This window comes from Variovorax durovernensis, from assembly GCF_977011995.1.
The window spans coordinates 6,390,295-6,412,774 of record NZ_CDRNCW010000001.1; the positions used below are offsets into that span (position 1 = coordinate 6,390,295).

Here is a 22,480-nt window from a genome sequence, read left to right on the forward strand (position 1 = left end):
CTACTTGGGCCGGATCGCGTCCGCCGTGCCCTGGATGAAGGCCTTGATGCTCTCGATCTCCTCGCCCGAGAGCTTGCCCGTGAAGTCGGGCATGCCGCGCGACATGGCCGGGCCCTTGAGGATGAACTTGTCGAGGTTCTCGATGTAGGCCGCGTCCATGTAGCCGAGGTTGGGAATGTTGCCGCCGCGGTCCACGCCCGGCACGCCGTGGCAGAAGACGCAGTTGCTCACGTACAGCATGGTGCCGGCCTGGACCTTGGCGGGGTCGTACTTCACGCCCTGCACCAGCTTGTCCATGCGGTACTGCACGAAGTCCGGCATCTTGGCCGTGCCGCCCACCGCGAAGGTGTAGACCGTGCCCGGCCCCTGCCGCTCGGTTGCGCGCTGCGCGAGGCCGTACACGCCGCCCCAGCCCACCGCCACCGACACGTACTGCTTGCCGTCCACCATGTAGGTCGAAGGTGCCGCCACCACGCCGGTGCCGGTGGGTGTTTCCCAGAGCTTCTCGCCGGTCTTGGCGTTGTAGGCCAGCAGGCGGCCGTCGGCCGTGCCCTGGAACACCAGGTTGCCGGCGGTGGTGAGCGTGCCGCCGTTCCAGGGCGACACATAGTCCACGCCCCAGGCTTCCTTCTGCGCCACCGGGTCCCAGGCCACGAGGCGCCCGAACGGCTTGCTCTTGGGCGGCTCCACGTTCGCGAACTTGGCCAGGTTCCAGCCCAGGCCCGCATGCGGGCGGCCCGGCACGTCCTCGTTGAACTTCCAGTCCTTGTCGTCCATCAGGTTGATCGGCACGTGCTGCGCCGGCAGGTAGGCGAAGCCGGTCTGCGGGTTGAACGACATCGGGTGCCAGTTGTGCGCGCCGAACGGGCCGGGGATGGCGTCGTTGGGCTTGGTGCCGTCGCGCGCGGCAGCCACGCCGATCGGGCGGCCGTTCTTGTCGTAGCCGGTGGCCCAGTTCACTTCGGTGAAGTTCTTCGCCGAGATGAACTTGCCGTTGGTGCGGTCGATGACGAAGAAGAAGCCGTTCTTCGGTGCATGCAGCAGCACCTTGCGCGGCTTGCCGTCCACCTTCATGTCGGCCAGGATCATCGACTGGGTGGAGGTGTAGTCCCAGTTGTCGCCCGGCGTCTCCTGGTAGTGCCACTTGTACTTGCCGGTGTCGGGGTCGAGCGCCACCACCGAGCCCAGGTAGAGGTTGTCGCCGCCCTTGGGGCTGCGCGCCTTGTGCGACCACGGAGAGCCGTTGCCGGTGCCCACGTACATCAGGTTGAGCTCGGGGTCGAAGGCGAAGCTGTCCCACGCGGTGCCGCCGCCGCCGGCTTCCCAGTACTTGCCGCTCGGGTCCCAGGTCTTCGCGGCCTTGGCCATGGAAGCGTCTTCGAAGGGCTTGCTCGGGTCGCCGGGCACCACGAACCAGCGCCACTTCTGGTCGCCGGTCTTGGCGTCGTAGGCGGTGACGAAGCCGCGCACGCCGTATTCGGCGCCGCCGTTGCCGATGATGACCTTGCCCTTGAACACGCGCGGCGCACCGGTGATGGTGTAGCTGCCCTTCTGGCCTTCGAGCGTGTCCTTCTCCCAGACCTTCTGGCCGGTGGCGGCGTCGAGCGCGATCAGGCGCCCATCGTAGGCGGCCACGTAGATCTTGCCTTCATGGATGGCGACGCCGCGGTTCACCACGTCGCAGCAACCCTTGAAGCCCTTGGACTTGTCGACCTGCGGATCGAAGGTCCACAGCTTCTGCCCGGTGCGGGTGTCGATGGCGTGCACCACGCTCCACGAGGCGGTGACGTACATGATGCCGTCCACCACCAGTGGCGTAGCCTCCACGCCGCGCGTCGACTCGAGGTTGTAAGACCAGACCAGCCCCAGGTCCTTCACGTTGCCGGTGTTCACCTGGTCCAGCCTGCTGAAGCGCGACTCCGAATAGTCGAGGCCGACGCTGGGCCAGTCGGGGGTTTTCTTCTGCGCCGCGTTGGCGCGTATGAAGTTGCCGTCGACGCGCCCGGTGGCGGCCGCGGCGCGCTCCTGTGCGTTCTGGGCCGTGGCCCCCGTCGATGCGCCCAGGCACAGCAACGCGCCGGCGAGCGCGAGCAGCCCGGAGTGTGTTTTTTTCATCGCAGGTCTCCTTTGTGCCGCAAGGATCGTTCGCGGCGGCTTCGTGTTCACCTTCGGGATTTCCCCAATCCGTCGCTGTTCCATTGCGGAACACATTCGCTGCTGGTCCCGAATACAGGGAGACGGCGAACCCATGTCCCAAGGCAAGTTCGACAGCAGGCTAGGCACGGCGGATGCGCCGCGCCAGCTCTTTGCCAGCACGCCGGCGCAGCGCGTGGCGCTCGCGCGGCGGCAGTTCTTCGAAGAAGGCGTGCGCCCCTCGGGCCTGGTCGGCGAGGCGGTGATCCAGTCGTGGCTGCGCTGCAGCCGCACGCACACCGACCGCCAGCGCATCGTGCCCTTCGACGCGGTCACGCCGAGCCGGCTGCACGCCACGCTGGCGCGCAACCGCGAGCTGCTGGAGGTGGCCCGGCAGGAACTCGCGCAGATGGAGAACATGCTCGCCGGCACCGACTGCCGCGTGATCCTGACCGACCGCGACGGCGTGGTGGTGCACGTGACCGACCAGCCCGCCGCAGCGCACCAGCCGGTGCTGCGCAAGACCGCGCGGGTGGGCGTGAACATTTCGGAGCGCGTGGTGGGGACTACCGCGCCGGGCATCGTGACCAGCACCGGGCAGGCCTGCACGGTGGACGGCGCGGAGCACTACTTCGATGTGCTGTGCCACATGCAATGCGCCGCCGCGCCGATCCGCGACGTCACGGGCCGGCTGGCCGGCGTGCTCGATCTCACGGTGGAGGCGCGGCGCTTCGGCTTCGACGCGGCGTCGATGGTGGCGCTCTACGCCACCACCATCGAGAACCGGCTGCTGCAGGCGCAGTCGCGCGACCACCTCATCCTGCGCTTCCAGGCGAGCCCCACGCTGCTGGGCACGCCGCTGGAGGCGCTGGCCGGCATCGCGCCCGACGGCACCATCGCCTGGCTCAACAACGCGGGCGCGCGGCTGCTGGGCCGACTGCCCGAGGCGGCGGACGAACGCGATGTCGAATGCCTGCTGGGGCACGACCTCGCGAGCCTGATGCGGCTCGGCCGGCGCGAGGCGGCGCAGCCGCTGCGGCTGGCGAGCGGGCTCGGCGTGTGGGTGCAGGCGCAGTTGAAGGGTGCGAACGGTGCGGACTTCCGCCATGCCGTGGCGATGCCCGGAGAGACGGCGCCAGCGGCCCTCGAATGCGATGCGGTGCCAGCCATTGCCATCACCGCTGCCGCCATCGAAGGCGATGCGAGCACGGAGGCTGGCGAAGCCGCGTTGCCCGCCGGCACGCTGCGCGAGCACAGCCGCAAGCTGATCGAGGACACGCTCGCCGCGCACGGCGGCAATGTGTCGCAGGCGGCGCGGCAGTTGCGCGTGTCGCGCGGCACGCTGTACCGGCGGCTGCGCGGCTGGCACGAAGACACCGCGCCGGCCATCCCGGACGACTGAGCGTTCAGACGGCGGCGCGGGCCAGCGCGCGCGCGCGCCGCGCCTTCGCGTCGGGCTGCAGCGGCCGCAGATATTCGTGCAGCGCCAGTGCGGCGGCACCCACCGCCGGCGCCAATGCGTCGTAGCGCGCGGTGCGCAGCTCGGGTGCCGGCATGCCGGCGCGGTCGGCGTGCCGGTGCACGCTCTCGAAAGCCGCCTGCACGAAGTCGCGGTGATCGGTACAGGCCTTGCCGCCCAGCACGATCGCGCGCGGGTTGAAGGTGACCCACAGGTTCTGCAGCATCACGCCGAAGAAGGCGGCGGCGCGCTGCATGTCGCGGCCTTCGCGCAGCAGCACGCGCGAACCGAAGAAAGCCTCGGCGCAGCCGCGCCGCCCGCACGAGCACAGCGGCCCGTCGAGCTCGAGGATGGTGTGGCCGATCTCGCCGGCCATGCCCTGCGCGCCGGTGAAGAGCCGGTCGTTCAGCACCACGCCCGCGCCCACGCCCACGTCGCAGTTGACGAAGATCAGCGGGTCTTCGCCCTCCTGGCCTTCCATTGCCGCGAACTCGTATTCGCCCAGCACGGCGGCATCGGCGTCGTTCTGCAGCTGCACCGTGACGCGCGGCAGGCCGACGGCGGCAAAGGCTTTCTCCAGCGCGGGCAGCAGGCTCACGTTGCGCCAGCCGAGGTTGGGCGCGAAGCGGACCACGCCTGTGCAGTCGTCCACCGCGCCGGGTATGCACACGCCGATGCTCGACAGGCGCAGGCCGAGCTGCTCGAGCCGCGCATGCGCGACCGAGGCCATGCGCGCGACCTGCGCGCAGACGCCGGCAGGCGCGCTGTCGGCCAGTGCCCGGGTGTCCGAATACAGCACCTCGCCCTGCAGCGACATGCACACGAGGCGCACCGTCTCCACGGCGATCTCCACGCCCATGAGCGCGCGCACGCCCACGTTGATGCGCAGCGGCGTCGAAGGCCGCCCCAGGCCGTCGGCCACGGCCGCGCCAGATTCGCTGAGCCAGCCTTCGTCGATCAGCTCGCGCACCAGCAGGCTCACGGTCGACTTGGTGAGGCCGCTCTCTCCGGCCAGCCGCGCGCGCGAGAGGCCGGGCTGCGCGCGCAGCAGCCGCAGCAGCACGCTGCGGTTCATGCGCTTCACGAGCTGCTGGTCGCCGATGGTGGTCACATCAGGCGGCCGCGGTGTCGGCGTGATGGGCCTGCTCTTTGCCTTCGGGCCGCTTGCCGGCAATGATCATGCCGAGCACTTCGTCTTCGGTGACGTCGGCGGTGCGGTAGGTACCGACCAGCTTGCCGTTCTTCATCACCGCGAGCCGGTCGCTCAGCGAGAACACGTCCGGCATGTCGTGCGTGATGAGGAAGATGCCCACGCCGTCGGCCTTGAGCTGCTTCACGAGGCCGCCGACCATCGCGGTTTCTTCGGGGCCGAGCGCGGCGCAGGGCTCGTCCATGATGAGGATGCGCGCGTTGAAGTACAGCGCGCGCGAGATGGCCACCACCTGCCGCTGTCCGCCGGAGAGGCGCCGCACGGGCACGCGGATGTTGGTGAAGTTCTTGTTGAGCCGGTGGAACACCTTGCGCGCCTGCACTTCCATGAAGTGGTCGTCGAGGGTGTTCCAGCGCGTCATCTTCTCGCGGCCGAGGAAGAGGTTCGACACGGAGTCGAGGTTGTCGGCCAGCGCGAGGGTCTGGTAGATGGTCTCGATGCCTTGTGCCTGCGCTTCGGCGGGCGTGCGGATGTTGACCTTCTCGCCGGCGATCAGGGTGTCGCCGGAGTCGATGGGGTAGGCGCCCGCGAGCATTTTCATGAGCGTGGATTTGCCGGCGCCGTTGTGGCCGAGCAGCGCGACCACTTCGCCGGGGTAGAGGTTGACGCTCACGCCGTCCACCGCTTTCACGCCGCCGAAGGCTTTGCGGATCTCGCGCAGTTCGACGAGGGGTTTGGATGTGTCGATGTCTGCCATTTCAGTGCTCTGCCTTGGTTTGGCGTTCTTGTTCGGGACGCGTGTGAACGGCGCCGGGTACTCCCCTCCGCGAATGTCCCCCGTCGGCGTTATCGCGCCCTGAACAGCAATGCGAGTTCATTCCTAGTTCTCCCCAAACTTGCGCCGGTAGAGAACGTCGAACACCACAGCCACGATCAGCACCTGTCCGATGATGACCATGCGCTTGCCGATGGGCACGTCGAGCAGCAGCATGCCGCTGTCGAGCGACTGCATGATGAGCGCGCCCAGCACCGAGCCGAAGATCGAGCCGCTGCCGCCCGCCAGCGCCGTGCCGCCGATGACGGCCGCCGCGATCACGTACAGCTCCATGCCCGTGCCCAGCGAATTCGTGCCCGCGTTGAGCCGCGCGATCGACACGATGGCCGCGATGGTGACCAGCACCGCCAGCAGCGCGAACAGCATCAGCGTGACGCGCTTGACCGGAATGCCCACCAGCGCCGCCGCGTCGGGGTTGCCGCCCATCGCGAACACATAGCGGCCGAAGCGCGTGCGGTGCACGATGAACGACAGCACGATGGCCACCACCGCCCAGATCAGCACCGGAATCGGAATGCCCTGCGGCGCGTCCTTCGAATCGATCTTGTAGTGGTTCATGACCGCCGCGAAGCCGATCACCACCGCCGCCGGCACCGCCGTGAGCAGCAGCTCCAGCCACAGCGGCTCGTTGGGCATCTCGTGGCGCGCGCGCGCCGCTCGCTTCTGGAACATGCGCGCGAACAGCACCACCGCCACCAGCCCCGCGATCACCCAGCTCGCGGTGACCCCGATGCCGCCGTCGTAGCCGCCGCCCAGGCGCTGGAAGAATTCGTCGTTCACCGGCTGCGTCTTGCCTTCGGCCACCAAGAAGGCCGCGCCGCGGAACGACATCAGGCCGCCCAGCGTGACCACGAACGAAGGCACGCCCAGCACCGCCGTGAGCCAGCCCTGGTAGACGGACACCAGCAGCGCCACCGCCAGCCCCGCGAGGCATGCCGTGGGCCACGACCAGCCCGAGGTGTATTGCAGGTACGCGATGAGCACGCCGACGAAGCCCATCACCGAGCCGACCGACAGGTCGATGTGGCGCGCCACGATGATCAGCACCATGACGGTCGACACGATGCCGACCACCGCCGTCTGCTGCGCGACGTTGTACAGGTTCTCCGGCGACAGGAACACGCCGCCCGACATGACGCTGAACGCCACGGCCATGACGGCCAGCAGCACGCACATCAGGATCAGGCGCAGGTCGATGCCCGTGCGGCGCCACCAGCCCGGTGTTGGATTGCTCATTTTTCAGACCCCTTGGGACTTGGGACAGGAGCGCAGCCGCCCGCCGGCCGGACCCATGGACACCATGGGCGGGCCGGCCGGGGACCGCGTTGCGCGGGTGATCCGTGCTTGCTTACTTGCAGGCCGCGGGCGCACTGGCGCCCGTCACGCCCTTGCAGAGCTCGTCCTTCTTGATCCAGCCGGCCTTGACCACGACGTCGAGGTTGTCGCGCGTCACGGGCACCGGCGTCAGCAGGCGCGATTGCAGCGAGACCTTCTTCGGACCCGAGTTCCAGGTGCCGGCCTTGTCGACCGGCTTGCCCTGCGACAGCGCGATGGCCGCGGCGGCGGCTTCACGGCCGAGTTCGCGCGAGTCCTTGAAGATGGTCGCGGTCTGCGTGCCCAGCGCGATGCGGTTGAGCGCCGCGAAGTCGGCGTCCTGGCCCGACACCGGAATGCCGCGCAGGCCCTTTGCCGTGAGCGCCGCGACCGCACCGCCGGCCGTGCCGTCGTTGGCCGCCACCACCGCGTCGACCTTGTTGCCGTTCTTGGTGAGGATCTGCTCCATGTTCTTCTGCGCGACTTCGGGCTTCCAGCCTTCGGTGTATTCGTCGCCGACGATCTTGATGTCGCCCTTCTTGATGGAGGCGTCGAGCACCTCCTGCTGGCCGGCGCGCAGGAAGTCGGCGTTCGGGTCGCTCGGCGAGCCCTTGATGATCACGTAGTTGCCCTTGGGCTTGACCTTCAGCACCTCGCGCGCTTCCATGCGGCCGACCTCGACGTTGTCGAAGGTGATGTAGAAGACGCCCGGCGCCTCGATCAGCCGGTCGTACGCCACCACGGGCACTTTCTGGCGCGTGGCCTTGGTCACCGCCGGCAGGATGGCGTCCTTGTCCATCGCCAGCACGATGAGCGCCTTGGCGCCCTTGGACATCAGGCCCTCGATGTCGCCCAGTTGCTTCTCCGGAGAGCCGCCCGCATCGGCACTGATGTATTTGGCGCCGAGCTTCTCGAGTTCGGCCTTGATGGCGGCCTCGTCGGTCTTCCAGCGCTCTTCCTGGAAGTTGGACCAGCTCACGCCGACCACGGTCTGCGCCATCGCGCCCACGGCCGTGAGACCGAAGGCCATGGCGGCCAGGGTGTGTTTCAGTTGCATCGATGTCTCTCCAGAGTTGGTGCGCCCCACAGGGATCAGCCGTGTAAGAAATTAGTTAGTTTGAAGGGCGAACTAACTATCCCATCGCGGCAAGGTACTGGGCATCCGGGAATTCCCGGAGCGTGCGGCGCCCATGAAAAAGGCCGGGCAAGCCCGGCCTTCATGCACTTCCGCGCGTGGCGGCGATCAGTCGCGAGCGCGCGCGGCGTTGCGCAGGTCGCGGATCTGGTCGTGGTTGCGCTGTGCGCCTTCGGCCTGGGCAGCGACCACGCCGCGCACGTCGGCGGGCAGGTTCTGCTTCAGGGCCTTGCGATAGCGCGCGACACCGGTGTCTTCGCCGCGCTCGCACGATTCGAGAATGGAGAGTTCGCTGTTGGCGCCCAGCGAGCCCTTCACATGCACCCAGCCGCGATGCAGCGCGCCGCTGGCGGTGCCGCCATCGGCCGGCTTGCCGCCGTAGGCGGTGATGAGCGCCATCAGTTCGCTGCCGGCCTTGCGGCACTCTTCGGCGCGATTGGCGAACAGTTGCTTCGCCGCGGGGCTCTCTACCTCATCGGCGCAGGCGCGGAAGCCATATTCGCCGTCGCGCGAGTTCTCGAGCAGGTCGTTGAGCACGTCCACCACTTCGTCGTTGGCGAGCACGGGGCCGGTGGCCTGCAGGGTGTCGAGGGATGCGTCTGTGTATGCCATGTCGGGGTCCTTTCGGGGTTGAATTGCTGTCTGTCGAAAAGCCATGGTTCAAAAAACCGCCGCTGCGCCGCGTCGTCCCATCGGGCGACACGGCGTAGGCGAAGGACGACCCGCGCCGCCCGGCTTCAGCCGATGCGCCAGGCCTGCGTCCACATGGCGATGCCGTCGAGCAGTTCGTCCAGCGCCTGCTCGTCGGTGCGGCCGGTGCGCCTGAGCACATGGAAAGAATGGTCGGCGCCGTCGATCTCCAGCACGGTGGCGATCGGACCCAGCGCCTGCACGGTGTCGTCGAAAGGCGCGGGTTCGGCCAGCGTGTCGCGTGGCCCGTGCGCGAAGAGCATGGGCACGTCGACCTCGCGCAGGTGCGCCGCGCGCTCGGCCGCCTTTGCTGGCGCGCCCGACGGATGCAGCGGAAAGCCCAGGAAGACCAGCCCTTCGACGGCCGCAAGCGGCTCCAGCGCCTGGGCCTGCGACGTCATGCGGCCGCCGAACGACTTGCCGCCCGCGAAGAGGCGCATGCCCGCGAAGCGCGCCGACGCGCAGGCCACCGCCGCGCGCACCGTGGCATGCGCCAGCGCAGGTGCGTCCGTGCGCTTGCTGCCCTGCTCCATGTAGGGGAACTGGTAGCGCAGCGTGGCGATACACCTCTCGGCGAGGCCCTCGGCCACGGCCTGCATGAACGGATGCGCCATGCCCGCGCCGGCACCGTGCGCGAGCACCAGGCACGCGTCGGCCGAGGGTGGCGACATCGCAAGGGCCGACACCGCAATGCCGGGCCTCACGTCGATGGAAAGTTTGTGCAGGGTGGTCATCGCGCGAGTGTGCCCGCGCGGCAGCCAGGGCCTGTTCACCCTAGAGCTGCGACGACAGCAGCGCCGCCAGGTGCTCCATCGCCTTCTCGTGCAGCGGGCGGTCCTTCCAGGCCTCGTACGTCAGGCGCTTCGACTGGCGCAGGTCGGCCTCGAACTGCGCGGTCTGCTCGGCGGCGAAGGCCTCGTCGTAGATGTTGAGGTTGGCCTCGTCGTTCAGGCGGAACGAGCGGTTGTCGAAGTTGGTGGAGCCCACCGACACCAGCAGGCCGTCGACCGTGAAGACCTTGCAATGGAACATGGTCGGCTGGTATTCGCTGATCTCGGCGCCCGCCTCCAGCAGCGGGCCCCACGCCGCGCGCGAGGCTCCGCGCACGGTCTGCGAATCGATGATCGGGCCCGGCGTGATGATGCGCAGCCGCACGCCGCGCTTCATGGCCGCGACCAGCGCACCCACGGTCAGGTCGTCGGGCACGAAGTAGGCGCTCGACAGGTCGATGGTCCTGGTGGCCGCCGCGATCGACAGCAGGTACATGAGATGCATGCTCTCGCTGCCGCCCGAGGGCGAACTGCTGAACATCTGGGCGCGCCCGTCGCCCATCGGGGGAATCGGCGGAAAGTAGGTTTCGCCGTGCAGCACGTCGCCCGACACCTTCACCCAGTTGTCCATGAACACGGCCTGCATCTGCGCCACCACCGGCCCCTCGACCTTGTAGTGCGAGTCGCGCCAGTGCTCGGCGTCCTGTGCGTGGCCGGTCCATTCGGGCGCGATGCCCACGCCGCCGGTGAAGCCGGTGCGGCCGTCGACCACCAGCAGCTTGCGGTGGGTGCGGTTGTTCATGCGCGCGATGTCGTACCAGCTCGGCTTGTGGAACTTGCGGATCTGCACGCCGGCGCTTTCCATCTCGCGGATGAAGTCGCCGTCGACCTTGGCGCTGCCCACCCAGTCGAGCAGCACGTGCACCTTCACGCCGGCGCGGGCGCGCTCGGAGAGCGCATCGGCAAACTCGCGCCCGATGTCGCCCGACCAGTAGATGTAGGTCTCGAAAGTGATGCTCCGCCTGGCGCCGCGGATGGCGGCGAGCATCGGCGGAAAAATCTGGTCGCCGTTCTGGAAAGCCTCGAAGCGGTTGCCGCCGGTGATGGGCGGCCCGAGCATCACGCCCAGCGCGCGCTGGTACTGCGCGTCGTGCAGCGCGTACTCGCGCTTGACCTGCTCGTCGAGCTTCTTCTCGCCGCTGGTGAAGTTGAGCACCAGCAGCGTGGCGGCCAGCGTCAGGACGAAAGTCCAGACGACGGTCTTGAGCGTCCCTTGGCGGCGCACGTCAGGACGCGGAGCGTTGCTCAGGCAATCAGTCGATCAGCTGCGTCTTGATCGCGTAGTAGGTCAGGTCGCTGTTGGTGGAGAGGTTCATCTTCTCCATGAGGCGCGTGCGGTAGGTGCTGATGGTCTTCACCGACAGCGACAGCGCCTCGCCGATGCTGCCCACCGACTCGCCCTTGGCGAGCTTCAGGAACACCTGGAACTCGCGCTCCGACAGGTGCTTGTGCGGCGGCGCGTTGTCCTTGCGCTCCAGCTGCCCGGCCAGCAGCTCCGCCACCGAGGGCGAGATGTAGCGCCGGCCCAGCGCCACCGTGCGGATCGCCTTGGCGATTTCCTCGGGCTCGCATTCCTTGTTGAGATAGCCCGATGCACCCTGGCGAATCAGGTTCACCGCGTAGTGCTCCTCGGGGTAGCCGCTGAGGATGAGCACGCCCAGGTCGGGCGCCTTGGCGCGCACCATGGCGAGCGCGTCGATGCCGCTCTGGCCGGGCATCGAGAGGTCCATCACGAGCACGTCGATGTCGGCCGTGCGCACGAGGTCGATGGCCTCGCGGCCGGAGCCGGCCTCGCCGACCACGCGGAAATCGACGAAGGTGGAGAAGAACGCCTTGAGGCCTGTGCGGACGACGGCGTGGTCGTCGACGATGCCGATCTTGATCATGGTGTTGTTCCTGCTTGAAGCGATGCGCGCCAGGATGCGGCGCGACAGGGGAACGAAGATGCCACAGGCATCGGCCCCCGGAACGCCCGAAACGCAGGACGCGGCGTTGTCCTGCAAGGCAATGCAGGATTGCCTGTCGCCCGCGTCGGACGGAAACGACGCGGCGTCAGGCCCGAAGCAGCAAGGCTTCAGGCGCGCCGTTCCTGGCGGCGCCAGTTGCCCTGCAGCAGCGCACCGATGCCCAGCACGACCACCAGCGTCACCGCCAGCAGCATGAAGGCCAGCGCGGCGCCGAAGGGCCAGTTGTTCAGGCCGACGAACTGCTGGTAGATCTCGGGCGTCATCATCCTGAAGCGCGGCCCGCCAATGAGCACCGGCGTCGCATAGGCGTTCATGCACAGGATGAAGACCAGCGACATGCCCGCGATCACGCCCGGCATGGCCTGCGGCAGCACCACGCGGCGGAATACGGTGAAGGGCCGCGCGCCCAGGTTGGCGGCCGCCTCCTCCACGTTGCGCGGTATGCCCTCGATCACGCTGGCCAGCGTCATCACCATCAGCGGCAGCACGATGGTCACCATCACGCCCACCACGGCCGGCTGGTTGAACATGAGCTGCATGGGCTCGCGCACCAGCCCGCTCCACTGCGCCACCGCGTTGAACAGGCCGCTGTTGCCCAGCAGCGCCAGCCAGCCGGCCGAGCGCACCACGTTGCCGACCATCAGCGGCAGGATGGTGGCGAGCGTGAGCCACATCTTCCAGCGCCGCGGCATGCGCGCCAGCGTGTAGCCGGCGGGCAGCCCCACCAGCGATGCGATCAGCGTGGTCATGGCGGCGACCTGCAGGGTCACAGACAGTACTTCGCGGAAGTACGGGTCGGCGAACACCTGCACGTAGTTGCGCGGCGTGAAGGCCTCGACCATCAGCTCGGTGGGTGTGTAGATGTTGAGCGAGTAGCGCAGCAGCATCGCCATGGGCGCCACCATCAGCGCCAGCACGATCGCGATGGCCGGCAGAGTTAGCAGGCGCATCGCTCAGGCCTTGAAGTCGCGCGACCAGTACTGCTGCAGCGCCGGCATGGCCTGTGCGAAGTAGCCGAAGTCGGGCACCTTGAAGCGCGATTGCTCCTCGGGGGTGAACGCTATCTGCGCGGCCAGCTCGGCCGGCAGGCTGGCGTTGGTGACGGTGGGCACGTAGCCCATGCGCTCGGCGAACGCGGCCTGGGCGCGCGCGTCCAGCATGGCGTCGAGATAAGCGAAGGCGTTGTCCTTCTGCTGGCTGTTCTTCGGCACCACGGCGCTGAAGGTGGTCGGCATGATGCCTTCGGTGGGCACCGCGGCGGCCACGCTCACGCCGGCGCGGCGCCACTGGTACACGCGGGCGCGCCAAGCCAGCGTGATCCAGATGTCCTCCGACTTCAGCGCCTGCGCCACCGCCTCGTTGGTGGCGAAGATCTTGGGCGACAGCGCCTTCAGCTCGCCGAGCTTCTTCATGCCCGGCGCCAAGTCGGACAGCGTGCCGCCGGCCGCCAGCGAGGCGGCGGCGATGTTGTACGGGAACAGGATGTCGGCCAGTCCGACGCGGCCCTTGTATTTCGGGTCCCAGAGGTCGTTGAGCGACTTCGGCGGCGTCTTGATCTTCCCGGGGTTGTAGGCAATGACCAGGCCCGAGTAGATGTGCGGCAGCGCCTGCGGCTGGCGCAGCGCGGCGATGGCGTTCTTCGCGTTCGGCACGTTGGCGTCGGTCAGCGTCTCGAACAGGCCCATCTGCGCGAGCCCGCTGGCCTCGAAGTCGACCAACGACACCACGTCGAGACTGCCGCGCCGGCTGTTGCGTTCGGCCAGCAGCTTGGCCTTGCGCGGGGGGCCGTCGTCGGTGCTCTGCACGGCTTCGATGCCTCGCGGCTTGAGCAGCGGCTGCTCGACGTTCTTGCCGAGCAGGTCGCCGTAGTCGCCGCCCCAGGTGGCGACGACTACGCGTCCGCCAGTGGCGGCAAGTGCGGGCGCGGAGGCTGCCAGCGGCAGCGAAGCGGCGGCCAGCAGCAGGGAACGGCGTGTGGAATGTGAGGACATGGCGGTGGTTGAAGAAACGGAGGAAGAGAAGAAAGGAAGTTCAGGCGCTGGCATCCGCGGGCAGCGCCAGCGCATGCTCCGGCGACCACTGCAGCGATACGCACTCGCCCTCGACCGGCCCGCGCGCGGCGCTGTCGTGTGCCAGCGCGCTGGGCTGCGCGACAGAGATCGGGCCGACGTCGGTCTCGAAGTGCCATTCGGTCGTGCCGCCCAGGTAGGTGCTGAGCCGCACCCGCGCGGGCAGGCCCTGCTCGCCCGCGTTGGCAATCCGGATGCGGTCGGGCCGCACCATCAGCGCCACGTCGTCCGGCGCGGACGCAGGCACCACCGATGGCGCGCAAGGCAGCACATGCGCCCCCGCGCGGAACACGCCCGGCGCATCGACCCGCCCCGGCACCAGGTTGCAGCGCCCGATGAAGTTGGCGACGAACTGGTCGACCGGCTGCTCGTACACCTGGCGCGGTGTGCCGATCTGGCGCACGCGGCCGTGGTCCATCACGGCCAGGCGGTCGGCGGTGGTGAGGGCTTCTTCCTGGTCATGCGTGACCAGCAGCGTGGTGAGGCCCAGGCGCTGCTGCAGCGCGCGTATTTCGAGCCGTACCTCGGTGCGCAGGCGCACATCGAGGTTGGACATGGGCTCGTCGAGCAGGAACACCGTGGGCTGCACCACCAGCGCGCGCGCCAGCGCCACGCGCTGCTGCTGGCCGCCCGACAGAGCGGCCGGCCGGCGGTCGGCCAGGTGATCGAGCCGCACCAGCCGCAGCGCTTCTTTCACACGCGCGGCCTGCTCGGCGCGCGGCACCTTGCGCATCTGCAGCCCGAAGGCCACGTTCTCGGCCACGCTCATGTGCATGAACAGCGCATAGCCCTGGAACACCATGCCGGTGTCGCGCGCATGGGGCGGCGCATGCGTCACCTCGCGTTCGCCGAAGAAGATGCGGCCCGCGCTCGGCTGTACGAAGCCGGCCACCATGCGCAGCGTGGTGCTCTTGCCGCAGCCGGAGGGCCCGAGCAGCGCGAGCAGTTCGCCCTGCGCCACGCCGAGGTTGAGGTTGCGCACCGCGACCGTGCGGTCGTAGGTGCACTGGAGATTGTCGAGACGCAAATAGCTCACGTGGCCACCCGGGACAGACTGACGAAACGATCCGCCACCAGCAGGAGCACGGCGATGAGCACGGTCTGCACCGTGCCGACCGCGGCCAGTGTCGGGTCCATGTTGAAGTTGAGGTAGCTCAGCATTTCCACCGGCAGCGTCGCGTACCCGGGGCCGGTGAGCATCATGGTCATCTCCAGGTTCTCGAAGCTCGCGATGAAGCTGAAGACGGCCGCGGCCACGATGCCGGCGTGCATCGAGGGCAGCGTGACGCGCAGGAACACCGTGACCGGGCGCGCGCCCAGGTTGGCGGCGGCTTCCTCCGGCGCGCGGCCGAGCCCCTGCAGGCTGGCCGACACGAGGCGCACGGTCCACGGAATGGCCAGCAGCGCATGCGCGGCGATCAGGCCCGGCAGCGTGGCAACGATCTGCAGGCCGACGGTGTTGTCGATCTGCACGAAGAACACGTAGATGCCGGTGCCCAGCACCACACCCGGAAAAGCCAGAGGCGACAGCAGCAGCGCGGCCAGCGCGCGCCGCCCGCGAAAATTGCCGCGCTCGATGGCGTAGGCGGCCACCGTGCCGGTGCTCACGCCGAGCAGCGCCGAGACGGCGGCCAGTTGCAGCGACAGCATGAAGCTGCTCGCGAACTGCGGCTTGCTCCATGCATTGGCGTACCAGTGCAGCGAATAGCCTTTGGGCGGAAAACTCATGATCGGCTGCTCGAAGAAGCTCAGCCAGGCCACGGTGACGAGCGGCAGCAGCATGGCCGCGTATGCCGCGGCCACTGCGAACCGGCGGGCGACGGTGGCGGGCCTCACGCGCGGGCCTCCTCAAGCACGGCGGCGAGCGGCCGGCCAATGGCCGGTCTTGTGGACAGCGCGGCCGCCTTCAGCACGAAGGGCAAGGACGGCTGCACGTCGCGCAGTTCATCCAGATGCATGCCGCGCACGATGAGGACGAGGAACGAGTCCGGCGTCTGCGCCGCGAGCGGCACGATGGGGCTGAACAGCGTGCCGACGCATTGCACCAGCAACGGCCATCGCTCGTCTTGCACCCCGACCAGTCCCTTGACGCGCAGCAGGCGCTCGCCGCACAGGCCGGCGAGGTTGTCGAGCCACTCGGAGAGTTCGTCGCGCGTGACCGGCGCGGTGAAGCGGCACAGGGCGGTGCGGATGTCGCTGTGCGGCAGCTGCAGCGCGTCGTCGTCCACCGGCGCGAGCGAAAGGTGCGGCAGCGATGAGCGCGCCGGCGGCGATGCCAGCGCGGCCAGTGCGCGCGGCCCCGGCTCGGCGTCGGCCACCAGTTCGGCCAGCGGATTGACGCGTGCCAGCAGAGCGCGCGCCGCGTCCACCGCACCGGCCCGGGCAATGTCCTGCCGGGTCAGCACGATGCGCTGCGCGCCGGCGATCTGCGCGGCGGCTTCGGGCAGCGTCAGCGTGGCGGCGCCGCGCTCGCAGTCGAAGGTGCTCACGACATGCGCGCGCAGGTGCCCGGCCAACGGACCGAGGCTGCGCAGCACCGGCCCGGGGCGCGCGAGGCCGGTGGTCTCCAGCACGATGCGCGCGAGCGGCGGCAGGCCCTGTTCGGCGCGCGCCTCGATCAGTGCCGCAATGGTGCCGGGCAAGTCGCCGCCCATCGCGCAGCAGACGCAGCCGTTGCTCAGCAGCGCCATCGGCACCTTGTCGGCGGAGGCGGAGATGACGGCGCCGTCGAGGTCGACCTCGCCAACCTCGTTGACGATCACCGCGGTGTCGGCGGCCTGCGGCTGGCGCAGGTACGCCGACAGCAGCGTGGTCTTGCCGCTGCCCAGGAAGCCGGTGAGCACGATCAGCTCGATGGGAACCGGCATCGGCGGCAAAGCGTTGTCCGGGCTGCTCATGCGGCGGGTGCTTCCGCCGCGGCGGCTTCGGCGTGGCTGGCCGCCACCATCGCGCGAACGTCGGCCAGCAGTTCGGCCGTGTCGTAGCAGATGCCGCCCACGATGGTGCGGCTCAGCCCGCGCTGCCATTCGACACGCTGGGTGTCATCGTTCAGCCGCATGGCGCCGGTGCCGTACAGCAGCTTGAAGTCTTCCAGCGGGTTCTGGTCGTGCACCAGCAGGTCGGCGCGCTTGCCGACCTCCAGGCTGCCGCAGTCGGCCTCGATGCCAAGCAGGTGCGCGCCTTCGAGCGTGGCGGCGCGCAGCACCTCCAGCGGATGGAAGCCGGCTTCCTGCAGCATCTCGAGCTCGCGCACGAAGCCGAAGCCGAACACCTGGAAGATGAAGCCGGAGTCGCTGCCCGCGCAGACGCGCCCGCCGCGGTTCTTGTACTCGTTGATGAAGCGCATCCAGAGCCGGTAGTTTTCCTTCCACTCGATCTCGTTCCTTGTCGACCAGCGATACCAGTAGGAGCCGTGGCCGCCGCGGTAGGGCTGGAAGCCGTCCCAGTAGCTCTTCCAGGTGTATTCGTCGTGCCAGTCGGCGCGGCGGGTGCGCATGAGGTCGCGGTTGGCGTCGTAGATGCCGAAGGTAGGCACGAAGGTGAAGCCGAGTTCGAGAAAGCGGTCCATCGCGTTACGCCATGTGGCGCTGCCCGGCTGCGCGGCCTGGCCGAAGCTCTGGCCGGCGACGGAGAAGCGGAAGTATTCGTCGCCGTAGTTGTAGTCGGCCGGGTAGTCCTGCACCACGCGGTGCTCGAACAGTGCCTCGGGCAGGCCGTAGTAGTGCTCGGCGCTGGTCAGGCCCCATTGCGCGGTGGTGAGCGCGTTCATGCGGGTCACGGCGGTCTGCGCGTGGTGGCAGCCGCTGCGCAGGCCGAGGCTGGCGCATTCGGCCAGTGCGGCCTGCATGATGGCGGGCGAGGCGCCGAAGAACTTCACGCCGTCGGCGCCGCGCGCCTTCAGCCGGCCCAGCCAGTCGCGTGCCTGCGCCGGCGTGTGAATGATCTTCAGGATGTCATTGACCGCCGGGAAGTACGCATGCGCCAGCATGCGCGGCGCGGCGATGGTGCCGGCCGCAGCGCGCTCGCGCTGGTCCAGCGTCCAGCCCAGGCCGTTGAAGCAGCCCATCTCGCGCACGGTGGTCACGCCGTGGGCCAGCCAGAGCTTGTAGACGTAGTCGGCCGGCGGCGCCTTGCCGGCCACGAAGGGCGAGCCGATGTGCGCATGCGCATCGACGAAACCCGGCGTGACGAACCTGCCGTGGCAGTCGATCTCATGCTGCCCGGCGGCCGGGCGCACGGCCGGGTCGATGGCCTTGCGGGGCGCGCCGACGCCGCGCATCTCGACGATGCGGTCACCCTCGATCACGATGTCGACCGGCCCCCAGGGCGGCGCGCCGGTGCCGTCGATGACGGTGGCGCCGCGCAGCACCAGCCGGGCGAACGGCCCTTCGCCACGGTCGCGGCCGGTGGCGCGCGGCTTCTCGCGGCCGCCGCGCAATTGGCGCGCGGCCGCGATCTCGTCGCCGGCCTCGACGGCCGACATGTGTTCCTGCATCGCGGATGCTGCTGTCACTCGAATCTCCTCGAAACATCCGGAATGCCGGATGGCGAGGGCGATTCTTTCGAGCGAGGGGGTGTGCCGTCTCGCTCAATCCTGCTCGGCGGACAGCATGTTCTTGCTGTGTGGCCCGGGAGCGGCGGCTGCGGACTACTGCTGCAGCGCCTGCCGGTAGCGCTGCGGCGTCACGCCCTCCATCTTGCGGAACAGGCGCGCGAGGTGGCTGGAGTCGGAGAAACCGCAGTCCATGGCGATCTGCAGGATGTTCTTGTCGGAGAAGGCCAGGTCGGCCTTGGCCAGCCGCAGCCGGGCCGCCACCAGGTGCGCGTGCGGCGTGAGGCCGTAGCGCTGCTTGAAGCGGCGCGCGAAATGGAATTCGCTCATGTCGGCCACCCGCGCGAGCCGGGCCACGCTGAGCGTTTCATGCGGGTGGCGCTCCACATGCTCGAATGCGGCCTGCAGGCCGTCGGGGCCGGCGGACTGCAAGGGGCCCGTCACGCGGCCATAGTTGTGCAGCAGGTGCGCCACCAGCGACTGCGCGATGCCGTCTGCATACATGCGGCCTGCCGGGCCGTCCGCATCGAGCGCCGCGACGAACTGCGCGCCCAGTTGCCGGCCGATGCTGTCGTCTCGGTACAGCGGGCCGTCGTTCGGCTGGAAGTCTTCGAAGTCCACGCCGAAGCGGCGCGCGGCCAGGCGCAGTTCGTCGAGCGAGAAATGGATGTGCAGCAGGTCGAACGGGCTCGGAGACTCGAAGCCGGTGTACTCGATGCTGCGCGAATCGATGAGCCGCACGCTGCCGCCGCGGATGGGGCCGTCCCAGATCACTGAGTCGTCCACGCGTGAGCAGGCCTCCATGGGCAGCAGCACCATCGAGAACAGCATGAAGTCGGGCGAGGTGGCGACGTTGAATTCGAAGGGCCCGCCGGTCGTGCGCGTCCACCGCAGCACCGACACGCCGGTGGACGGCAGGTCGATGAGGGCGCCTGCACTGCGCATGCCCCACAGGTCTTCCATGTCGTTCAGGTGGCGCAGCGGTTGCATGAGTTTTGTGCCTGGGAGGGGTTGCGCGAGGGAGGTGTCCCTCGAAGGTGCACAAATTCTCAAGCATTTTCCAGGCCATCGGCGGCGGGAATTCCCTGTCTGCAGGGTAGCGCGGGCGACCCGGATGCGCCGCCTCAGCCGATCGCCGGATAGCGCCCCGTGCCTTCGGGCCAGGTCGTCAGCACCTCGAAGCCGTCTTCCGTGACCGCGACCATGTGCTCCCACTGCGCCGACAGCGAATGGTCGCGCGTGACCACCGTCCAGCCGTCGGGCAGCTCGCGGGTCTCGCGCCGGCCGGCGTTGATCATCGGCTCGATGGTGAAGACCATGCCGGCCTCCAGCCGCAGGCCCTGGCCGGGCTGGCCGTAGTGCAGCACCTGGGGATCGTCGTGGTAGATCTGGCCGATGCCGTGGCCGCAGTACTCGCGCACGACGCTGAAGCGCTCGCGGTGCGCGACGCTCTGGATCGCATGGCCCACGTCGCCCAGCGTGGCGCCGGGACGCACCTGCAGGATGCCGGCGCGCATTGCCTCGTAGGTGGTGTCCACCAGGCGGCGCGCGAGCGGGCTGGGCTCGCCGACGAAGTACATGCGGCTGCAGTCGCCGAACCAGCCGTCCTTGTTGACGGCCACGTCGATGTTGATGATGTCGCCCTTCTTCAGCACCTTCTGCGCCGACGGCACGCCGTGGCAGACCACGTGATTGACCGAGGTGCAGACCGTCTTGGTGTAGCCCTGGTAGCCGACGTTGGCGGGCACCACGCCCTGCACATTGACGATGTGGTCGTGGCAGATGCGGTCGAGCTCCTCGGTGGTGACGCCGGGCTTCACATGCTCGCCGATCATCGCCAGCACCTCGGCGGCGAGCCGGCCCGCGGCGCGCGCCATCGCGATTTCGTCGGGCGACTTGAGCGGTGCGGCGGTGGCCCTCATGCGCGCGCCCCGGCCAGCTTGCGTGCGGCAGGAGCAGCAGCGGGCGCGGGCGGCGGCGGTTCCAGCAGGGTGGAGACCGTGGCCAGGTCGAAACCGCCGGCCTGCTCGGCGCGGATGAGCAGCTGGCAGATCTCGCGGTGATCGAGCTCGGGGTGCAGTTCGGCCAGCATGCCGATGCGCATCCAGTGCTCGGCCTGCGCATTGATGGAACGGCTCAGTGCATTGCCCGCGACGCGCAGGTTCTCATGCATGAGGTCTGAAATCTTGACGATGCCCATGGCTCTTTTGAATATATGAAACGTATATAAATCATATCAAATCAGCCGATGTGTTTCAACGCGACGGCGGGGTAAGCCCGGTGCAGCGATTCGATCTCGTTTGATACGATTTTTCTCGAAGCGCCCACCTCGAGCGCGTTGGAGACAAGATGGACCCGAGCACATCCGATGCGCAGGCGCTGTACCGCGTCATGGTGCGCATCCGCGCTTTCGAGAACGCCGCCGAGGCGGCCAGCCAGGGGGGCGTGAGCGCCTACGGCCAGCAGGCCGCGGGCGCCGCCAAGGTGCGCGGGCCGCTGCACCTTTCCACGGGCCAGGAGGCGGTGCCGGCCGGCGTGTGCGCCCACCTGCGCGCCAGCGACTACCTCACCTCCACCCATCGCGGCCACGGCCACACGCTGGCCAAGGGCGCCGACCTCACGCGGATGATGTGCGAGTTGTTCGGCAAGGCCACCGGCTTCAACGGCGGCAAGGGCGGCTCGATGCACATCGCGGACTTCTCGGTCGGCATGCTGGGCGCCAACGGCGTGGTGGCGGCAGGGCTGCCGATTGCCGTGGGCGCGGCGCATGCGCAGAAGCTGCTCGGCAAGGGCGACGACATCACGGTCTGCTTCTTCGGCGACGGCGCCATCAACCGGGGCCCTTTTCTCGAAGCGCTGAACTGGGCGCGGGTGTACGAGCTGCCTGTGCTCTTCGTCTGCGAAGACAACCGCTGGAGCGCGACCACCGCGAGCGGGCCGATGACGGCCGGCGACGGCGCGTCGGTGCGTGCGGAGTCGCTGGGCATCGCGTCCACGCAGGTCGACGGCAACGACGTGTTCGCGGTGCACGAAACCGCCGCGCGGCTGGTGAGCGAGGTGCGCGCCGGCAGCGGCCCGCGCCTGCTGCATGCGCTGACCTACCGCGTGAAGGGGCACGTTTCGGTCGACCTCGCGGCCTACCGCGACCCGGCCGAACTGGCCGCCGCGCTGGAAACAGACCCGATCGCGCGGGCGCGCGGGCATCTTCTTTCGGCGGGCATCGCCGCCGCCACGCTCGACGCCATCGAGAACGCCGCGCGCGACGAGGTCGACACCGCGCTGGCCGTCGCCGATGCAGCGCCCTGGCCCGACGCCGGCGCCGCCTTCACCGACGTGCAGACCACCGGAGCCGGCCAATGGCATTGACGAAGAAGGACCTGAGCTATTCGGAAGCCGCACTGCTCGCACTGCAGCGCGAGATGGAGGCCGACCCGCGCGTGGTCGTGCTCGGCGAGGACGTGGGCCGCGGCGGCATCTTCGGCCAGTACAAGGGGCTGCAGCAGCACTTCGGCGCCGGTCGCGTGATCGACACGCCGATCAGCGAGGCCGCGATCATGGGCGCCGGCGTGGGCATGGCGCTCGCGGGGTTGCGGCCGGTGGTCGAGATGCGCGTGGTCGATTTCGCTCTGTGCGGCATGGACGAACTGGTGAACCAGGCCGCCAAGAACCGCTTCATGTTCGGCGGCCAGGGCCGCGTGCCGCTGGTGGCGCGCATGCCGGGCGGCATCTGGGACGCATCGGCGGCGCAGCATTCGCAGTCGCTCGAAGCCTGGTTCGCGCACCTGCCGGGCGTGGTGGTGGTGTGCCCCTCGACGCCGCAGGACAACCACGGCTTGCTGCGCGCCGCTCTGCAGTGCGGCGACCCCGTGGTCTACATCGAGCACAAGACCTTGTGGGGCGTGCGAGGCGAGGTCGACGAAAGCGTTGCGGTGCCGCTGGGCAAGGCCTCGCGGGTGCGCGAGGGCAATGCGCTCACGCTGGTGAGCTGGAGCCGGCAGATCCAGGCCTGCGAAGCAGCCTGCGACGCACTGGCGGCCGAAGGCATCGCGGTCGACCTGATCGACCTGCGCACGCTGTGGCCATGGGACCGCGAGACCGTGCTGTCGTCCTGCGCGCGCACCGGCCGGCTGCTGGTGGTGCACGAGGCGGTGCAGGCGGGGGGCTTCGGCGCCGAGATAGCGGCCAGCGCGGCGGAAGCCACGGGCTGCCGCGTGGCGCGGCTGGGCGCGCCGCGCATTCCGGTCGGCTATGCGCCGGTGCTGGAAGCGCAGTCGCGCGTGGGCATGCCGGCCATCGTGGCCGCCGCGAAGAAGCTGGCCGGCTGAGGTCCGCCCGCGACACAGGCG

The 22,480-nt window shown here is 69.0% G+C and carries 21 protein-coding genes; 3 read left to right on the forward strand and 18 right to left on the reverse strand.

Annotated features, from left to right (window positions below; all coding sequences use genetic code 11):
• Positions 1-2,115 (reverse strand): PQQ-dependent dehydrogenase, methanol/ethanol family, encoded by a 2,115-nt coding sequence (locus ACWV14_RS30310; protein ID WP_454905494.1) that lies wholly within the window; start codon positions 2,113-2,115, stop codon positions 1-3.
• 133 nt (positions 2,116-2,248) lie between these two features.
• On the opposite strand from ACWV14_RS30310, the gene ACWV14_RS30315 reads away from it, so the two are divergent.
• Positions 2,249-3,535: a helix-turn-helix domain-containing protein gene (locus ACWV14_RS30315; RefSeq protein WP_454905496.1), complete on the forward strand. Its 1,287-nt coding sequence runs from the start codon at positions 2,249-2,251 to the stop codon at positions 3,533-3,535.
• Between the two features lie 4 nt (positions 3,536-3,539).
• Here the strand turns inward: ACWV14_RS30315 and ACWV14_RS30320 are convergent, their stop codons facing one another.
• The 17 genes from ACWV14_RS30320 to ACWV14_RS30400 form a co-directional block, all read right to left on the reverse strand.
• On the reverse strand, positions 3,540-4,703 hold the full coding sequence (locus ACWV14_RS30320; RefSeq protein ID WP_285414036.1) for an ROK family transcriptional regulator: 1,164 nt from the start codon (positions 4,701-4,703) through the stop codon (positions 3,540-3,542).
• Between the two features lies 1 nt (position 4,704).
• Positions 4,705-5,499, reverse strand: coding sequence for an ATP-binding cassette domain-containing protein (locus ACWV14_RS30325; protein ID WP_422084562.1), 795 nt, complete (start codon positions 5,497-5,499; stop codon positions 4,705-4,707).
• A 123-nt stretch (positions 5,500-5,622) separates the two neighbouring features.
• The gene (locus tag ACWV14_RS30330) at positions 5,623-6,813 is read right to left on the reverse strand and encodes a sugar ABC transporter permease (RefSeq protein ID WP_422084561.1); all 1,191 of its coding nucleotides are present in this window, start codon (positions 6,811-6,813) and stop codon (positions 5,623-5,625) included.
• Positions 6,814-6,925: 112 nt separating this feature from the next.
• Entirely contained in the window at positions 6,926-7,948 is a 1,023-nt protein-coding gene (gene xylF / locus ACWV14_RS30335) for a D-xylose ABC transporter substrate-binding protein (protein WP_081267451.1), read from the reverse strand.
• A gap of 186 nt (positions 7,949-8,134) precedes the next feature.
• Complete coding sequence (locus tag ACWV14_RS30340) at positions 8,135-8,638, reverse strand: ferritin-like domain-containing protein (protein ID WP_454905499.1); 504 nt, start codon at positions 8,636-8,638, stop codon at positions 8,135-8,137.
• Positions 8,639-8,763: 125 nt separating this feature from the next.
• Positions 8,764-9,450, reverse strand: coding sequence for an alpha/beta hydrolase family protein (locus ACWV14_RS30345; protein ID WP_454905501.1), 687 nt, complete (start codon positions 9,448-9,450; stop codon positions 8,764-8,766).
• A 40-nt stretch (positions 9,451-9,490) separates the two neighbouring features.
• Positions 9,491-10,771 carry a phospholipase D-like domain-containing protein gene (locus ACWV14_RS30350; RefSeq protein ID WP_454905503.1) on the reverse strand — a complete coding sequence of 427 codons (1,281 nt, stop codon included), beginning with the start codon at positions 10,769-10,771 and terminating at the stop codon, positions 9,491-9,493.
• A gap of 28 nt (positions 10,772-10,799) precedes the next feature.
• Positions 10,800-11,432 (reverse strand): response regulator, encoded by a 633-nt coding sequence (locus tag ACWV14_RS30355; protein ID WP_081267540.1) that lies wholly within the window; start codon positions 11,430-11,432, stop codon positions 10,800-10,802.
• Positions 11,433-11,620: 188 nt separating this feature from the next.
• Entirely contained in the window at positions 11,621-12,463 is an 843-nt protein-coding gene (locus ACWV14_RS30360) for an ABC transporter permease (RefSeq protein WP_454905505.1), read from the reverse strand.
• A 3-nt stretch (positions 12,464-12,466) separates the two neighbouring features.
• Positions 12,467-13,504, reverse strand: a complete 1,038-nt coding sequence (locus ACWV14_RS30365; protein WP_454905507.1) for an extracellular solute-binding protein — start codon at positions 13,502-13,504, stop codon at positions 12,467-12,469.
• 40 nt (positions 13,505-13,544) lie between these two features.
• Positions 13,545-14,618, reverse strand: coding sequence for an ABC transporter ATP-binding protein (locus ACWV14_RS30370; RefSeq protein ID WP_454905509.1), 1,074 nt, complete (start codon positions 14,616-14,618; stop codon positions 13,545-13,547).
• Entirely contained in the window at positions 14,615-15,418 is an 804-nt protein-coding gene (locus ACWV14_RS30375) for an ABC transporter permease (protein ID WP_454905511.1), read from the reverse strand. Before ACWV14_RS30375 ends, ACWV14_RS30370 begins: the two co-directional genes overlap by 4 nt.
• Entirely contained in the window at positions 15,415-16,479 is a 1,065-nt protein-coding gene (locus tag ACWV14_RS30380) for a CobW family GTP-binding protein (protein ID WP_454905513.1), read from the reverse strand. The genes ACWV14_RS30375 and ACWV14_RS30380 overlap by 4 nt, the downstream gene beginning before the upstream one ends.
• Entirely contained in the window at positions 16,476-18,095 is a 1,620-nt protein-coding gene (locus ACWV14_RS30385) for an amidohydrolase family protein (protein ID WP_454905515.1), read from the reverse strand. The genes ACWV14_RS30380 and ACWV14_RS30385 overlap by 4 nt, the downstream gene beginning before the upstream one ends.
• Before the next feature lie 135 nt (positions 18,096-18,230).
• Complete coding sequence (locus tag ACWV14_RS30390; RefSeq protein ID WP_454905517.1) at positions 18,231-19,124, reverse strand: helix-turn-helix domain-containing protein; 894 nt, start codon at positions 19,122-19,124, stop codon at positions 18,231-18,233.
• Positions 19,125-19,258: 134 nt separating this feature from the next.
• Positions 19,259-20,056, reverse strand: coding sequence for a type I methionyl aminopeptidase (map, locus tag ACWV14_RS30395; RefSeq protein ID WP_454905519.1), 798 nt, complete (start codon positions 20,054-20,056; stop codon positions 19,259-19,261).
• Complete coding sequence (locus ACWV14_RS30400; RefSeq protein WP_422084549.1) at positions 20,053-20,334, reverse strand: ParD-like family protein; 282 nt, start codon at positions 20,332-20,334, stop codon at positions 20,053-20,055. Before ACWV14_RS30400 ends, map begins: the two co-directional genes overlap by 4 nt.
• 149 nt (positions 20,335-20,483) lie before the next feature.
• Here ACWV14_RS30400 and ACWV14_RS30405 point away from each other — a divergent pair, with 149 nt between their 5' ends.
• Entirely contained in the window at positions 20,484-21,500 is a 1,017-nt protein-coding gene (locus tag ACWV14_RS30405; RefSeq protein WP_454905521.1) for a thiamine pyrophosphate-dependent dehydrogenase E1 component subunit alpha, read from the forward strand.
• Positions 21,491-22,459, forward strand: coding sequence for an alpha-ketoacid dehydrogenase subunit beta (locus ACWV14_RS30410; RefSeq protein ID WP_454905523.1), 969 nt, complete (start codon positions 21,491-21,493; stop codon positions 22,457-22,459). Before ACWV14_RS30405 ends, ACWV14_RS30410 begins: the two co-directional genes overlap by 10 nt.
• The last annotated feature ends 21 nt before the right edge of the window (positions 22,460-22,480 follow it).

Excerpts from the sequence above, each read along its gene's own strand:
- ACWV14_RS30410 (WP_454905523.1), top strand. The coding sequence starts at position 21,491 with ATGGCATTGACGAAGAAGGACCTGAGCTATTCGGAAGCCGCACTGCTC.
- ACWV14_RS30400 (WP_422084549.1), bottom strand. The coding sequence starts at position 20,334 with ATGGGCATCGTCAAGATTTCAGACCTCATGCATGAGAACCTGCGCGTC.
- ACWV14_RS30345 (WP_454905501.1), bottom strand. The coding sequence starts at position 9,450 with ATGACCACCCTGCACAAACTTTCCATCGACGTGAGGCCCGGCATTGCG.
- ACWV14_RS30380 (WP_454905513.1), bottom strand. The coding sequence starts at position 16,479 with ATGAGCAGCCCGGACAACGCTTTGCCGCCGATGCCGGTTCCCATCGAG.
- ACWV14_RS30340 (WP_454905499.1), bottom strand. The coding sequence starts at position 8,638 with ATGGCATACACAGACGCATCCCTCGACACCCTGCAGGCCACCGGCCCC.
- ACWV14_RS30390 (WP_454905517.1), bottom strand. The coding sequence starts at position 19,124 with ATGCAACCGCTGCGCCACCTGAACGACATGGAAGACCTGTGGGGCATG.
- ACWV14_RS30310 (WP_454905494.1), bottom strand. The coding sequence starts at position 2,115 with ATGAAAAAAACACACTCCGGGCTGCTCGCGCTCGCCGGCGCGTTGCTG.
- ACWV14_RS30315 (WP_454905496.1), top strand. The coding sequence starts at position 2,249 with ATGTCCCAAGGCAAGTTCGACAGCAGGCTAGGCACGGCGGATGCGCCG.
- ACWV14_RS30360 (WP_454905505.1), bottom strand. The coding sequence starts at position 12,463 with ATGCGCCTGCTAACTCTGCCGGCCATCGCGATCGTGCTGGCGCTGATG.
- ACWV14_RS30405 (WP_454905521.1), top strand. The coding sequence starts at position 20,484 with ATGGACCCGAGCACATCCGATGCGCAGGCGCTGTACCGCGTCATGGTG.
- map (WP_454905519.1), bottom strand. The coding sequence starts at position 20,056 with ATGAGGGCCACCGCCGCACCGCTCAAGTCGCCCGACGAAATCGCGATG.
- ACWV14_RS30365 (WP_454905507.1), bottom strand. The coding sequence starts at position 13,504 with ATGTCCTCACATTCCACACGCCGTTCCCTGCTGCTGGCCGCCGCTTCG.
- ACWV14_RS30330 (WP_422084561.1), bottom strand. The coding sequence starts at position 6,813 with ATGAGCAATCCAACACCGGGCTGGTGGCGCCGCACGGGCATCGACCTG.
- ACWV14_RS30355 (WP_081267540.1), bottom strand. The coding sequence starts at position 11,432 with ATGATCAAGATCGGCATCGTCGACGACCACGCCGTCGTCCGCACAGGC.
- xylF (WP_081267451.1), bottom strand. The coding sequence starts at position 7,948 with ATGCAACTGAAACACACCCTGGCCGCCATGGCCTTCGGTCTCACGGCC.
- ACWV14_RS30325 (WP_422084562.1), bottom strand. The coding sequence starts at position 5,499 with ATGGCAGACATCGACACATCCAAACCCCTCGTCGAACTGCGCGAGATC.